13 protein-coding genes and 1 tRNA gene are annotated in these 12,632 nt (G+C 69.9%); 6 read left to right on the top strand and 8 right to left on the bottom strand.

Translation table 11 applies throughout. The annotated features are described in order from the left end of the window. The first annotated feature begins 4 nt into the window (after nt 1-4). Complete coding sequence (locus G3N18_RS05170; RefSeq protein ID WP_196383235.1) at nt 5-1,771, top strand: sensor histidine kinase; 1,767 nt, start codon at nt 5-7, stop codon at nt 1,769-1,771. A 120-nt stretch (nt 1,772-1,891) separates the two neighbouring features. After that, nucleotides 1,892-2,179: a WXG100 family type VII secretion target gene (locus G3N18_RS05175; RefSeq protein WP_196383236.1), complete on the top strand. Its 288-nt coding sequence runs from the start codon at nt 1,892-1,894 to the stop codon at nt 2,177-2,179. 82 nt (nt 2,180-2,261) lie between these two features. On the opposite strand, the gene groL is transcribed toward G3N18_RS05175, so the two are convergent. The 4 genes from groL to G3N18_RS05195 all read right to left on the bottom strand — a co-directional run bounded on the left by groL (nt 2,262) and on the right by G3N18_RS05195 (nt 5,347). Further along, a complete protein-coding gene (groL, locus tag G3N18_RS05180) occupies nt 2,262-3,881 on the bottom strand; it encodes a chaperonin GroEL (protein ID WP_196383237.1) in 1,620 nt (539 codons plus the stop codon). A 160-nt stretch (nt 3,882-4,041) separates the two neighbouring features. Beyond that, nucleotides 4,042-4,245 (bottom strand): cold-shock protein, encoded by a 204-nt coding sequence (locus G3N18_RS05185; protein ID WP_196383238.1) that lies wholly within the window; start codon nt 4,243-4,245, stop codon nt 4,042-4,044. A 172-nt stretch (nt 4,246-4,417) separates the two neighbouring features. Further along, complete coding sequence (locus tag G3N18_RS16050; RefSeq protein WP_196383239.1) at nt 4,418-5,014, bottom strand: LytR C-terminal domain-containing protein; 597 nt, start codon at nt 5,012-5,014, stop codon at nt 4,418-4,420. A gap of 9 nt (nt 5,015-5,023) precedes the next feature. After that, on the bottom strand, nt 5,024-5,347 hold the full coding sequence (locus tag G3N18_RS05195; protein WP_196383240.1) for a DUF3263 domain-containing protein: 324 nt from the start codon (nt 5,345-5,347) through the stop codon (nt 5,024-5,026). 117 nt (nt 5,348-5,464) lie between these two features. Between G3N18_RS05195 and msrB the strand changes: the two genes are divergently transcribed. After that, nucleotides 5,465-5,866, top strand: coding sequence for a peptide-methionine (R)-S-oxide reductase MsrB (gene msrB, locus G3N18_RS05200; protein WP_196383241.1), 402 nt, complete (start codon nt 5,465-5,467; stop codon nt 5,864-5,866). Continuing rightward, on the top strand, nt 5,863-6,735 hold the full coding sequence (locus G3N18_RS16565; RefSeq protein ID WP_420827081.1) for a nitroreductase family protein: 873 nt from the start codon (nt 5,863-5,865) through the stop codon (nt 6,733-6,735). Before msrB ends, G3N18_RS16565 begins: the two co-directional genes overlap by 4 nt. Nucleotides 6,736-6,738: 3 nt before the next feature. Here the strand turns inward: G3N18_RS16565 and G3N18_RS05210 are convergent, their stop codons facing one another. Further along, nucleotides 6,739-7,704 carry a DMT family transporter gene (locus G3N18_RS05210; RefSeq protein WP_314853641.1) on the bottom strand — a complete coding sequence of 322 codons (966 nt, stop codon included), beginning with the start codon at nt 7,702-7,704 and terminating at the stop codon, nt 6,739-6,741. Between the two features lie 198 nt (nt 7,705-7,902). Then, nucleotides 7,903-9,129 (bottom strand): MFS transporter, encoded by a 1,227-nt coding sequence (locus G3N18_RS05215; protein WP_196383243.1) that lies wholly within the window; start codon nt 9,127-9,129, stop codon nt 7,903-7,905. Nucleotides 9,130-9,221: 92 nt separating this feature from the next. Between G3N18_RS05215 and G3N18_RS05220 the strand changes: the two genes are divergently transcribed. Next, entirely contained in the window at nt 9,222-10,091 is an 870-nt protein-coding gene (locus G3N18_RS05220; RefSeq protein WP_196383244.1) for a LysR substrate-binding domain-containing protein, read from the top strand. A 36-nt stretch (nt 10,092-10,127) separates the two neighbouring features. Here G3N18_RS05220 and G3N18_RS05225 read toward each other — a convergent pair. Then, a tRNA-Thr gene (locus G3N18_RS05225) sits at nt 10,128-10,200 on the bottom strand. A 47-nt stretch (nt 10,201-10,247) separates the two neighbouring features. Further along, nucleotides 10,248-11,243, bottom strand: coding sequence for a DsbA family protein (locus tag G3N18_RS05230; protein WP_196383245.1), 996 nt, complete (start codon nt 11,241-11,243; stop codon nt 10,248-10,250). Between the two features lie 267 nt (nt 11,244-11,510). Here G3N18_RS05230 and G3N18_RS05235 point away from each other — a divergent pair, with 267 nt between their 5' ends. After that, nucleotides 11,511-12,611 carry an ABC transporter ATP-binding protein gene (locus G3N18_RS05235; protein ID WP_196383246.1) on the top strand — a complete coding sequence of 367 codons (1,101 nt, stop codon included), beginning with the start codon at nt 11,511-11,513 and terminating at the stop codon, nt 12,609-12,611. The last annotated feature ends 21 nt before the right edge of the window (nt 12,612-12,632 follow it).

Raw genomic sequence — 12,632 nt, forward strand, 5'->3', positions numbered from 1 at the left:
GCCCATGGCATCCGTTCACGCCCTCCACGCCGCGCACGCCCGTCGCGGCGACCGGGTCACTTCCTGGTGGCGCGGAACGAGCCTGCGCGCCAAGGTCACCGGCGTCACGGTGGCGGTGCTCGCCGTGGGGCTGCTGGCCGCGGGCCTCGGCACCGGGGTGTTCCTGCGGAACGCCCAGATCGCGGCGCTCGATCAGAACCTGCTGCAGCTCGCGCCGACCGACGTGGCCTCGACCCTCATGACCGTCGAGGTGATCGACGGCGTGCCCCACTTCGCCGAGGCGGGCACCACGGCCACCCAGTACTTCGTGGCCGTCTACGGCCCCGACGGCAGGTTCATCGCCAGCGCGGGCGGCACCGGCTCGGCGCCCGCCTTTCCCGAGACGTTCACGATCCAGCAGACCCTGGCGATGCAGAGCCAGATCATGGAGCTGTCGACGGTCGACGGCTCGGGGCGCTTCCACGCGAGCGCCGACTACCTGCCGCCGATCGAGGGTGTCACCGACAACTACACCCAGATGGTCGCCCTCCCCCTCTCGGGCGTCAACCAGACGGTCGCCAACTACATCGGCATCTACATGTTTCTGGCGCTCCTGACGATCATCGCCGGAGCCCTCGCGACGCGCTGGCTCGTCACCCTCGCCTTCCGCAGTCTCGGGCAGGTCGAAGACACCGCGATGTCGATCGCCGCGGGCGACTTCAGCCAGCGCATGGGCGACATCTCCCCCGGCACCGAGGTGGGGCGGCTGAAGACCGCGATCAACGCGATGCTCGACCGCATCGACCAGGCGCTCGGGCAGCGCGACGCGACCGTGCAGCAGATGCGCCGGTTCATCGGCGACGCGAGTCACGAACTGCGCACCCCGCTCGTGACGGTCCGCGGCTACGCCGAGCTCTACCGCATGGGCGCGATCTCGGGCGACGAGCAGACGGCGCAGTCGATGGAGCGGATCGAGAAAGAGGCGATCCGCATGGGTGGGCTCGTCGAAGACCTGCTCGCCCTCGCCCGCCTCGACGAACGCCGCGACATCGTCGTGACCGCCGTCGACCTCCGCCCCATCGCCCGCGACGCGGCCCTCGACGCGCGCGCCACCTCCCCCGAGCGCGAGGTGACGGTGAAGGATGCCACGCCGCCGCGACCCGTCCGTTCCCCCACCGAGCAGACGACCTCGACGACGGCCACGACCGCGTCGGTGCGCCGAGGCAGCATCGCGGGCGCGACGCGGTCGCTGCTGCGCCGCCGCCCGAAGCCCGCCGGGGGCGGCGACGTCGAGGCTCGCGCTGACGAGACGCGCCTCGCGGCGCCGCGCGACCCGATCGTGCTGGGCGATGAGAACCGCATCCGCCAGGTCGTCGCGAACCTCCTCGGCAACGCCCGCCGCTACACCCCCGCCGGCACCCCGATCGAACTCGCCACCGGCGTCGACGACGAGGCCGGCATGGGCTGGATCGCCGTCGTCGACCACGGCGACGGCATTCCCGCGCAGCTGCGCGAGAAGATCTTCCAGCGGTTCTGGCGCGCCGACACCTCGCGCACGCGCGAGACGGGCGGTTCGGGCCTGGGACTGTCGATCGTGGCATCCGTCGTCGAAGCACTGCACGGTTCGATCGAGGTCACCGACACTCCCGGTGGCGGAGCGACCTTCCGCGTGGCTTTCCCGCTCGTTCAGGGCCGGGCCGCGGTCGAGCATCTGTTCATCCAGACGCAGCCCCTGCGGCGCCTCGACGCGACGGATGCCGGTGCGCCGGGCCTCGACGCGGGCGAGCGCTGACACCGGCTCCTCCCCAACCGGGCGTTTCGCCGCACTGTCCACCGATCCGCCTCGGGGCCGCCCGGCGGCCGGGCGGGCCACCTAGCGTTGCTGGCAACCGATCCGAAGGGAAACCCGCTCATGACCGCTTTCTCCGTCGATTCCGACGCCGTCCTCTCCGCCACCGGCGCCATTCGCGCCACCGCCGACCGCCTGCAGGGCGAAACGGCCGCGATGCTCGGGCAGCTGACGCAGCTGCAGGGCGCGTGGACGGGCTCGGCCGCCATCGCCTTCCAGTCGGTCATCGACCGCTGGCGCGTCACGCAGCGCGAGCTCGAGGCGTCGCTCGGCGACATCGGCGTCGCGCTCGCCCACGCCGGCAACCAGTACGCGCAGACCGAAGTCGCCGCGGCGGGCCTGTTCCGCTGACCCGACGGCGCGGCCCCGCGCGCGGGCATGAGAAAGGGCCCCTCCGAAGAGGGGCCCTTTCTGTCAGGCGTGACTCAGAGACTCAGAAGTCCATGCCACCCGTGGGGTCGCCCGCGGGGAGCGGCGCCTTCTCGGGCTTGTCGGCGACGACGGCCTCGGTCGTGAGGAACAGACCCGCGATCGACGCGGCGTTCTGCAGCGCCGAACGGGTGACCTTGGCCGGGTCGATGATGCCGGCGGCGAACATGTCGACGTACTCGCCGGTGGCCGCATTGAGGCCCTGGCCGGCGGGGAGGTCGGCGACCTTGTTCGCGACGACACCGGGCTCGAGGCCCGCGTTCAGCGCGATCTGCTTGAGCGGAGCCTCGATCGCGACACGCACGATGTTCGCACCCGTCGCCTCGTCACCCTGCAGCTCGAGCGTGCCGAAGACCTTCTGGCCGGCCTGGATGAGCGCGACGCCACCACCGGGGACGATGCCCTCTTCGACGGCCGCCTTCGCGTTGCGGACGGCGTCTTCGATGCGGTGCTTGCGCTCCTTCAGCTCGACCTCGGTGGCCGCACCCGCCTTGATGACGGCAACGCCGCCGGCGAGCTTGGCGAGGCGCTCCTGCAGCTTCTCGCGGTCGTAGTCGCTGTCGGTGTTCTCGATCTCGCGCTTGATCTGGGTCACGCGACCCTCGATCTGCGCCGAGTCGCCGGCACCCTCGACGATCGTGGTCTCGTCCTTGGTGACGATGACCTTGCGCGCCTTGCCGAGCAGGTCGGTGGTCGCGTTCTCGAGCTTGAGGCCCACCTCTTCGGTGATGACCTGGCCGCCGGTGAGGATCGCGATGTCCTGCAGCTGCGCCTTGCGGCGGTCACCGAAGCCGGGGGCCTTGACGGCGACCGACTTGAAGATGCCGCGGATCTTGTTCAGCACCAGGGTCGCGAGGGCTTCACCCTCGACGTCCTCGGCGATGATGACGAGCTCCTTGCCCTCCTGGATCACCTTGTCGACGATCGGCAGAAGGTCCTTGATGTTCGAGATCTTCTGGTTGGCGATCAGGATGTACGGGTCTTCGAAGACCGCCTCCTGACGCTCGGGGTCGGTGACGAAGTAGGGGTTGATGTAGCCCTTGTCGAAGCGCATGCCCTCGGTGAGCTCGAGCTCGGTGCCGAAGGTGTTCGACTCCTCGACGGTGACGACGCCCTCCTTGCCGACCTTGTCGATCGCCTCGGCGATCAGCTCGCCGATCTCGGGGTCGGCGGCGGAGATGGATGCCGTGGCGGCGATCTCTTCCTTCGTCTCGACCTCCTTGGCCGAGGCGAGCAGCTCGTCGGAGATGGCCTTGACGGCCTTCTCGATGCCCTTCTTCAGCGAGATGGGGTCGGAGCCGGCCGCGACGTTGCGCAGGCCCTCGCGCACGAGCGCCTGGGCGAGCACGGTCGCGGTGGTGGTGCCGTCACCGGCGACGTCGTCGGTCTTCTTGGCGACCTCCTTGACGAGCTCGGCGCCGATCTTCTCGAACGGCTCGTCGAGCTCGATCTCCTTGGCGATCGAGACGCCGTCGTTCGTGATGGTGGGGGCGCCCCACTTCTTCTCGAGCACGACGTTGCGGCCACGCGGGCCGAGCGTCACCTTGACGGCGTCGGCCAGGATGTTGAGGCCGCGCTCGAGGCCGCGGCGGGCCTCTTCGTCGAAAGCGATGATCTTTGCCATAAGTGTGTCGTCCCTCCCGGACGTGAGGATGAGTCTTTAGCACTCGCAATGATGGAGTGCTAACTCATTCTGGCACTCGGGCATGACGAGTGCAAGCCGGTCAGAGGGATGACCGAGGAGGACCGAGCCGCGGGTGAGGCGGCGGGAGAGCGGAAGGAACTCAGACGAGCAGGCGCACGGATTCGGCCTGCGGACCCTTCTGGCCGGCACCGACGGTGAACTCCACGGCCTGACCTTCTTCGAGCACCCGGAACCCCGACATGTCGATGTTCGAGTAGTGCACGAAGACATCCTGCCCGTCGTCGACGGTGATGAAGCCGAAACCCTTCTCGGCGTTGAACCACTTGACGATGCCTTGTGCCATGTCGGACTCCTGATGTTGCGGTGGGACGTGGCCATGCTAACCAGCGCACGCCGCGCCGGAACGCCGATCAGCCGACTGTTGACACGGGCGCATCGAAGAGTTCACACGCGTGAAACACGCGCCGTTTCCGCGCCGCGCGACGGCGGCCGCAGGCCTTCGGGCCGTCGAGCGATCAGGGGGTCGCCGAGGGTGCCCCGGCGTCGGTGCGGTCGAGGCCGATGACGATCACGAGCTGCTTGACGACGCTCTCATCGACGTCGGCGGTGTTGGGGTCGTCGGCCGGCTGGTACGCGTCGCTCAGCTGCACGACGGCGCCCCCGATCGCCTGCGCGAGGCCGCGTGCGGCTCCCTCGTCTTGCGGGAAGGCGTAGTAGATCGTCGTCTGGGGGAAGTCGTTGCTGCCCGCGTCGCCGTCGATGACCGAATCGGCCGGCCACCCCGCCGCGATGACCGTGTCGCGCATCGCGCCGGCCAGGCCGTTCTGCGAGGTCGCGTTCAGCACGACGACCGAATACGAGGTGTCGATCACCGGCTCGGCCGTGGGCACGACGCTGGCCGTCGGCTCGGGGGTCGGGGTGAGCGAGATGCGACCCGTCGCGAGCATGGTGCCGAACACGCCGAGCGCCACGAGAACGACGGTGGCGATCACCGACCAGAGCAGCACGAGACCGCCGCGGATGCGGGGGTTCTCGGCACGGTGGGCTCCGATGCGCCCGTGGTCGGCAGGAAGGTCGTCGAACCGATCCTTCGTCGGCGAGGTCTTGGGCACCAGAGAATGCTACCGGGCCGCGCCTGTGCGCACGGTTCCGCCCGCCACCCGCGCACTGCTCTGCCCAACCTGCGCACCGCTCCTGGCGGCGGGAACGGCCGTGCGGCGCGCGCGCTCGCGGGCGCGCTCGTCGCGCAGGCGACGCAGCCGGTGCACGAGCAGGGCGTCGTGCGCCGCGGCATCCGGCTCGTCGATCACACGTTCGAGCAGCTGGTAATAGCGGGCGGGCGTCAGGGCGAGCTCGCGGCGGATCGCCTCTTCTTTCGCGGCCCCGTGCCCGTTCCACCGCGACTCGAAGTCGAGCAGCGCACGGGAGCGGTCGGAGAGGGGCACGCCTCGAGGCTACGCGCGCCCGCGCCCGATGCACGGCAACGCCACACGGAACACCCAGCCGCCGCGGAACACGCGCGCCCGTCGTCGGGTTGAATAGAGCAGACGAAGGGACATGTCATGGCCTACGAGGTACAGAAGACCGACGAGCAGTGGCGGGCAGAGCTGAGCCCCGACCAGTACGCGGTGCTGCGACAGGCGGGCACCGAGCGCGCCTGGACCGGCGAACTGCTCGACGAGAGCCGTGCGGGCCTCTACACCTGTGCGGCGTGCGGGGCGGAGCTGTTCCAGAGCGGAACGAAGTTCGACTCGCACTGCGGGTGGCCGAGCTTCTACGAGTCGGTGCGGCCCGAAGCGGTCGAGCTGATCGAAGACCGCAGCCACGGCATGGTGCGCACCGAGGTGCGCTGCGCGAACTGCGGCTCGCACCTGGGGCACGTCTTCCCCGACGGGTTCGGCACGCCGACCGGCGACCGCTACTGCATGAACTCGCTGTCGCTGTCGTTCACGCCCGAGGCATGAGCGAGGCATCCATGAGCACCGCCGCCGCGCAGCCCGCGCTCGAGGCGGTGCGTTCGCGCCGGTCGTGGTCGAAGGTGACGGATGCCGCTCCCACGCGCTCCGAGCTGGTCACCCTGCTCTCGGCCGCCGGACGGGTCGCCGACCACTCGTCGCTGCGCCCGTGGCGCGCGATCGAGTTGCGCGGCGACGACCGGCTCGTGCTCGGCGCCGCGATCGCTGAGGCGTCGGGCGACAGCAAGCCGTCGACCAAGCCGTTGCGGGCGCCCCTGGTCATCGCGATCGTCGCGAGCTACAAGAAGAGCGACAAGGTGCCCCGGTGGGAGCAGGAGGCGGTCGCCTCGGGCGTCGCGCACACCCTCAGCCTGCTGCTCGACGAAGCCGGCTGGGGCGTCATCTGGCGCACCGGCGGCTACACGCGCAGCAAGGCCGTGGCCGCCGCACACGGCCTCGGTCACAACGAAGAGCTGCTCGGTTGGCTCTACGTCGGCGGCAAGCCTGAGAGCTCGAGGCCCGGCAGGCGCAAGGCCGTCGACGCACGGTCGCATCTGACGAGGATGCCCGGGGTCACGACCCTGCCCGACGAACTCGGCTCGTCGCACGACGACGATGCGGAACGGGCTTCGGCGGAGAAGGCGGCGAAGAAGAAGCGACAAGCGCAGAAGCACCAGAAGAAGTGCGCGAAGAAGAAGCAGAAGAAGGCCGAGAAGCCGGTCGACTGGGCGCAGAAAGCCAACAAGGCCGAGAAGAAGGCGCGGCACGCCGACAAGAAGGCGCGAAAGGCCCTGCGGCACGCCGAGAAGCGGGCGCAGAAGGCGCAGCGTGCGCGGGATCGGGTCGACGCCGATCAGCGCGGCGACGTCGTCGCGTAGCGGTCAGCGGCGGCGCGCCGCACCGGGCGCGGCGGCGATGACGACCCCCGCGCCCGCGACGATCACCATGAGCAGTTCGGTGGTCCACCCGGGAGAGGCGGCCGCCGGCCAGAGCGCGTCGAGCGCGAACGCGGTCACGAGCTGCCCGGCGACCGTGCCGAGACCGAGCAACAGCACGCCGGTGTGCACGACGAGGGCCGCCGACATGAAGATGTAGGTCACCCCGATGACCCCGCCGAGATAGAGCCACAGCTCGGTGGGCACGGCGGCGGGAGCGCCGACGAGTGCGACGTGCACCCCGGCGGCGATGACGAGCACGACCGTGCCGCCGAAGAAGTTGACGAGGGTGGCCGTCAGCGGCGTGCCGACCCGCTGACGCAGTCGGCCGTTCGTCGCCTGCTGCCACGCGATGCCTGCGCCTGCGATCACCGGCATGACGAGCATCCACCACGGCACGCGCTGGAGCACATCACCCTGCAGCGACACCCCCACGGCGACGAGGGCGAGCAGTCCGCCGATCAGGCGCGGCACGGTGATCGCCACGACACCGGCGGGGCCGTAGCCGGCGCGATCGAGCACGAGTCCCGAGACGGTCTGACCCGCAACGACGCCGACGGTGAACAGCGAGACACCGATGACAGCCACGGCGAGCCCCTGCGTCGCCACCGTGAACGCACCCGCGAGGCCGCCCGCGAGCATCCACCACGGGATCGTGCGGTCACGGATGCCAGCGCGCAGGCGCCCGAAACCGCGTCTCCCGGCGGGGAGGATCGCCGAGAGAGCGACGAGTACGACGAACCCCGATGAGAACGAGATCGCGGCGGCGACGAAGCCGTCGCCGAGGCGCAACCCCAGCTGGCCGTTGATGCGGGCCTGCAGGGCGGTGAGGACTCCGACCAGCACCGCTCCGCCGAGAGCCACCGCGGGCGACAGCGCACGCGGCTGTCGACTGCTCGGCTCGGGGGTCACGGGCATTCAGCCTATCCCGCGGCCCGGGATGGTCCCCGCGGGTCAGGACTCAGTCGTAACCGAGGATGCAGATCGCCTCGGTGATGGTCTCCGGCTCTGCGCAAGGGTTCGGGTCGTCCACGCAAACGAGAGTATCGGCCCGCGGCGGTGGCGGTGAGTCCGCCTCGCCGGGAATAACGGCGGCGGCCCCCGGGCGCATCAGCGCCGCGGAGAACGCCGCCGCACGATGAGGCACAGCGCGCTCGCGACGATGCCGGCCGTCGCGGCGAGCATGATGACCGCCGTCCAACCGCCGCCTTGCCAGAGTTGTGTCGACGCCGCCCCCGACAGCGTGCTGCCGAGGTAGTAGACGAGCAGATACGCGCTGGAGGCGCGTGCGGTCGACCGCCCGACGTCGTGCGCACGCTCCACGACCCAGCCGCTCAGGATCGAATGCGTCCCGAGAAAGGCGAAGGTCAGCAGGCCGAGGCCGACGAAGATCGTGATGACGCTCGGCGCGATGAGCAGCGCCGTCGCGGCGAGAAGTCCTCCGAGGCCGAGCAGCGTCGCCGCTCCGCGCCCCCGCCGGGTCGCGACCCGCCGGAAGACGGCCGGCGCCGCGATGCCGAGCGGGTACGCGAGGTATACGAGCACCTCCGCAGCGCCGAGCGAGAAGGGCGGTGCGTCGAGCCGGAACGGGATCGCGTTGTAGAGGCCGACGAACACGGCCATGCTGAGCCCGCCGATGATGCACAGTGCGAGGATCACCGGGTCGCGCAGCGACGACACCGCTCCCCCGAGCACATCGCCCGCGCGCAGCGGCTTCGGGTCTGCCCCATCGCGCGGCAACAGCATCCACACGAGCACACCGACAACGACGCTCAGCGCACCGAGCACGACGGTGACGAGCTGCCAGCCACCCACGGCGGCGAGCGGAAGGGGCGCCAGGCGTCCGACCGCTCCGCCGAGGGCCGTGCCCGAGATGTAGATGGAGTTGGCCTCGAGCTGTGCGTCGTCATGGACGACATCGCGCAGGTAGGCGAGGGCGACGGCGGGCAGCACGGCGAGGGTGAGCCCGGCCCCGGCGCGGAGCAGCAGAAAGACCTCCCACGTCGGGGCGAGCGCGCCGGCCGCGCAGAACAGCCCCGCGAGCACCAGCGACGCCCCCATCGCGGGCACGCGCCCGATACGGTCCGAGACGGGCGCGGCGACGACGAGGCCGACGAGCATCGCGGCGGTCGCCACCGACAGGGCGAGCCCGGTCGCCCCGGGCGGCACCGCGAACGCCGAAGCGAGCTGCGGCAGCAGCGGCTGCGGAAAGTAGACGACCGCGAAGTTGGCCAGCCCGCCCGCCGCGAGCACGAGAAGAATGCGTCGATACCGGCTCGTCCGCGCGGCGATGCGCGCGATCGAGCCCGTTTGCGTGAGATCGAGCATCGCGGCCATGACCGCCACTCTCGCGCACTCCCGCTGATCTTCTAAATGACGCAGGATGCCTTTTTGATGCGTTGTCCGCATTTCGCCGTTAGCCTGAGCGCATGGACGAGCAGGCCCTGCGTGCGTTCCTCTCGCTCGCGCAGACCGAGAACACCCGCGACACCGCCGCCGAGCTGGCTGTCAACCAGTCGAACGTGTCTCGCGCGCTGGCGCGGCTCGAGGCATCCATCGGCATGCCGCTGTTCGCGCGACACGGCAAGCGTCTCGAACTCAACGCGAACGGTGTCGCCTTCCGCGCCGACGCCGCCGCCGTGCTCGACGCCTACGAGTCGGCGCGCCGGCATGCCGAGACGATCGCCGACGCGGGCCGCCTGCTGCGCATCGGGTTTCTGCATTCGCTCGCCCGCTGGCTCGTCCCCGACGTCGTCGGCACCTTTCGTGCGTCGCAGCCCGACGTGCGTGTGACGCTGCGGCAGGGATTCAGCCGCGACCTGCAGGGCTGGCTCGCCCTCGACGCGATCGACGTCGCGCTGTGCACCGCGCCGCCCGCGACGAGCGGAGCGCAATGGATGCCTCTGGCCGAAGAACCGCTGTGCGTCGCCGTTCCGGAGTGGCACCCGCTCGCGAGACGTGAGCGCGTCGAACTCACCGCATTGCGGGGCGAGGACTTCATCGGGTTCTCACGCATCACCGAGATGCGACCGATCATCTCCGGCATCCTCGCCGATGCCGGCGTCGCCGTGAACGTCACGTTCGAAAGCAGCGAGATCGACACGATGCGCAGCCTCGTCGCCGGTGGGCTCGGCCTGTCGATCCTGCCGCGGACCCCCGGCCGCAGCGATCCGGGCGTCGTCTACGTGCCCTTCGACCCGCCGTTCGCGCGCATCCTCGGCATCTCGTGGAGCGAGAGCGCCCAGGGCGCCGCCCTTGCTCGCGAGTTGGTCGCCGCGCTGCGCGCGGCACACACCTGAACCCGTCTCGCGCGATCACGCTGAGACTGTTTACGGTGCCGGCTACAGGACTTGAACCTGCAACCCCCTGTTTACAAGACAGGTGCGCTACCAATTGCGCCAAGCCGGCGAGGCATCCCTCAGTCTAACCGGGCGCGCGGCGCACCCCGCGGCGCGCTACGGCGTGACCGAGGGTGTCGGCGTGGGAGTCGGCGTCTGGTTCTTCGCGCTCTTGCCGCTCGCGCTGGTCAGCACGAACTGCGAGAACTCTGCGGGGTCGGTCATCTCGCCCTGGTAGGCCTGGCCGTTGACGAGGACCATCGCGTTGCCGGTGAGCGAGAGTGCGTCGGTGCCCTCGATTCCGGCGACGGCGCGCTCGGTGGCCGCCTTCGCCCACGAGGCGTAGGTCTCGGTCTCGATGCATTCGCGCAGCTTCTTCGGCTCGTCGCCGGTGCCGTTGGCCGACGCGATGTCGGCGAGGTCCTTGTCGGAGAACCCGTCGGAGTCGACCGCCGGCTGACGCTTGAGCAGGTCGCTGTTGAACTGGAAGAACGATGCGGGAGCGTAGGTCGCGACACACGCGGCGGCGCTCGCGGCGCGCAGCGAATACTTCGTGCCGTTCGACTTGGCGGTGAGCATCGCCACCGGGTGATAAGTGAGCGTCGCGGCACCCTCGGCGACCCACGACGACAGGTTCGACTCGTTCGCCAGCTGCCATTCGCGTGCCGACGGCGAGAGGTAATCGACGTAGACGTGGATCTGCACCGGTGCAGCCGTGGATGCCGTGGTGCTCGGCGTCGGCGTCGCTTCGGCCGCGGCCGACGGCGTCGCGTCGTCGGGCGAGGTCACGGCGCCTGAACCGGCGCTCGAGATCGAGGTCACGACGAACCCGTCGTGATCGGTGCCGTCGGGCGACAGCTGCGGCTTGCTGGCCGCCCGACCGACCGTCATACCCACGACGATCGCGACCGCAGCGACCACGACCACCGCGCCCGTGATCCAGGCGGCGCTGCGTACCATCCGCGCGCGCGACTGACGCACCTGCACCTGCTGCGCCTTCTCGCGCACGGCCTCACGGCGCCCCGCGGCGGTCGGCGTTCCGCCCGTCGACGTGATCTCGCTCGAAGCCGAGTCGCCCGTGGACGGCGCATTCGTGGAGTCGTCGCTGGACATGGAACCTCTCGGAAAGACTGTGCTGATGCGCGTCGGCGTCTGGTCGGAGCGCTGATCGCCCCGGGGATGGCGACCCTCACGATGCTAGAACCACACCCTGGGAAATGCCCAGATGCAGCCATGAGCTGGGCCGTTCGCGCGATGCTTTCGGGCCATGCGTGCGATACTGAGAAGTGCACCCAGCGTCGGGTGTGCGGGGATAGCCCCCCGCTCATTCCATCACTACGGATCGTCCGGCACGTACCTGCCGGTGAAGGAGAAGAAAACATGGCATCCGTCACGTTCGACAACGCCACCCGCCTGTACCCCGGCGGCACGCGCCCGGCCGTCGACAAGCTGAACCTCGAGGTCGCCGACGGCGAGTTCCTGGTTCTCGTCGGCCCCTCCGGTTGCGGAAAGTCCACCTCGCTGCGCATGCTGGCCGGCCTCGAAGAGGTCAACTCGGGCCGCATCCTCATCGGCGACCGCGATGTCACCGACATCCCGCCGAAAGACCGCGACATCGCGATGGTCTTCCAGAACTACGCGCTCTACCCGCACATGACGGTCGCCGAGAACATGGGCTTCGCCCTGAAGATCGCCGGCGTCGGCAAGGAAGAGCGCGCCCAGCGCGTGCTCGAGGCCGCGAAGCTGCTCGACCTCGAGGAGTACCTGACCCGCAAGCCGAAGGCCCTCTCGGGTGGTCAGCGTCAGCGTGTCGCCATGGGTCGCGCCATCGTGCGCCAGCCCCAGGTCTTCCTCATGGACGAGCCGCTGTCGAACCTCGACGCCAAGCTGCGTGTGCAGACGCGCACACAGATCGCGTCGCTGCAGCGCCGCCTCGGTGTCACCACGGTCTACGTCACGCACGACCAGACCGAGGCGCTCACCATGGGTGACCGCATCGCCGTGCTCAAGGACGGCATCCTGCAGCAGGTCGGCACGCCCCGCGACCTGTACGAGAAGCCGAACAACGTCTTCGTGGCCGGCTTCATCGGCTCGCCCGCGATGAACCTGTTCCCCGTCGACCTGGCGAGCGCCGGTGGCATCCAGTTCGGTACCGCCGTCGTCGACGCCGACATCGACAAGCCCACCAACGCGACCCAGGTCACCGCCGGTGTGCGCCCCGAAGACATCGTCGTGAACCCGGCTGACGGCCGGGGCCTCACGGTGACGGTCGACCTCGTCGAAGAGCTCGGCGCCGACGGCTACCTGTACGGCCACACCGAGATCAACGGCAAGCGCACCGACATCGTCGCGCGCGTCGACGGCCGCAGCCACCCGAACGCCGGCGAGAAGGTCGTTCTGGCGCCGGTGCCGCACCACGTGCACGCCTTCGACATCGAGTCGGGCGAGCGCCTCACCAAGAAGGCCATCGCCTCGGCCTGATCGGCGATCGACGCGGCGCGG

Source organism: Microbacterium paulum (genome assembly GCF_015707995.1).
In the GTDB taxonomy this organism is placed as follows: domain Bacteria; phylum Actinomycetota; class Actinomycetes; order Actinomycetales; family Microbacteriaceae; genus Microbacterium; species Microbacterium paulum.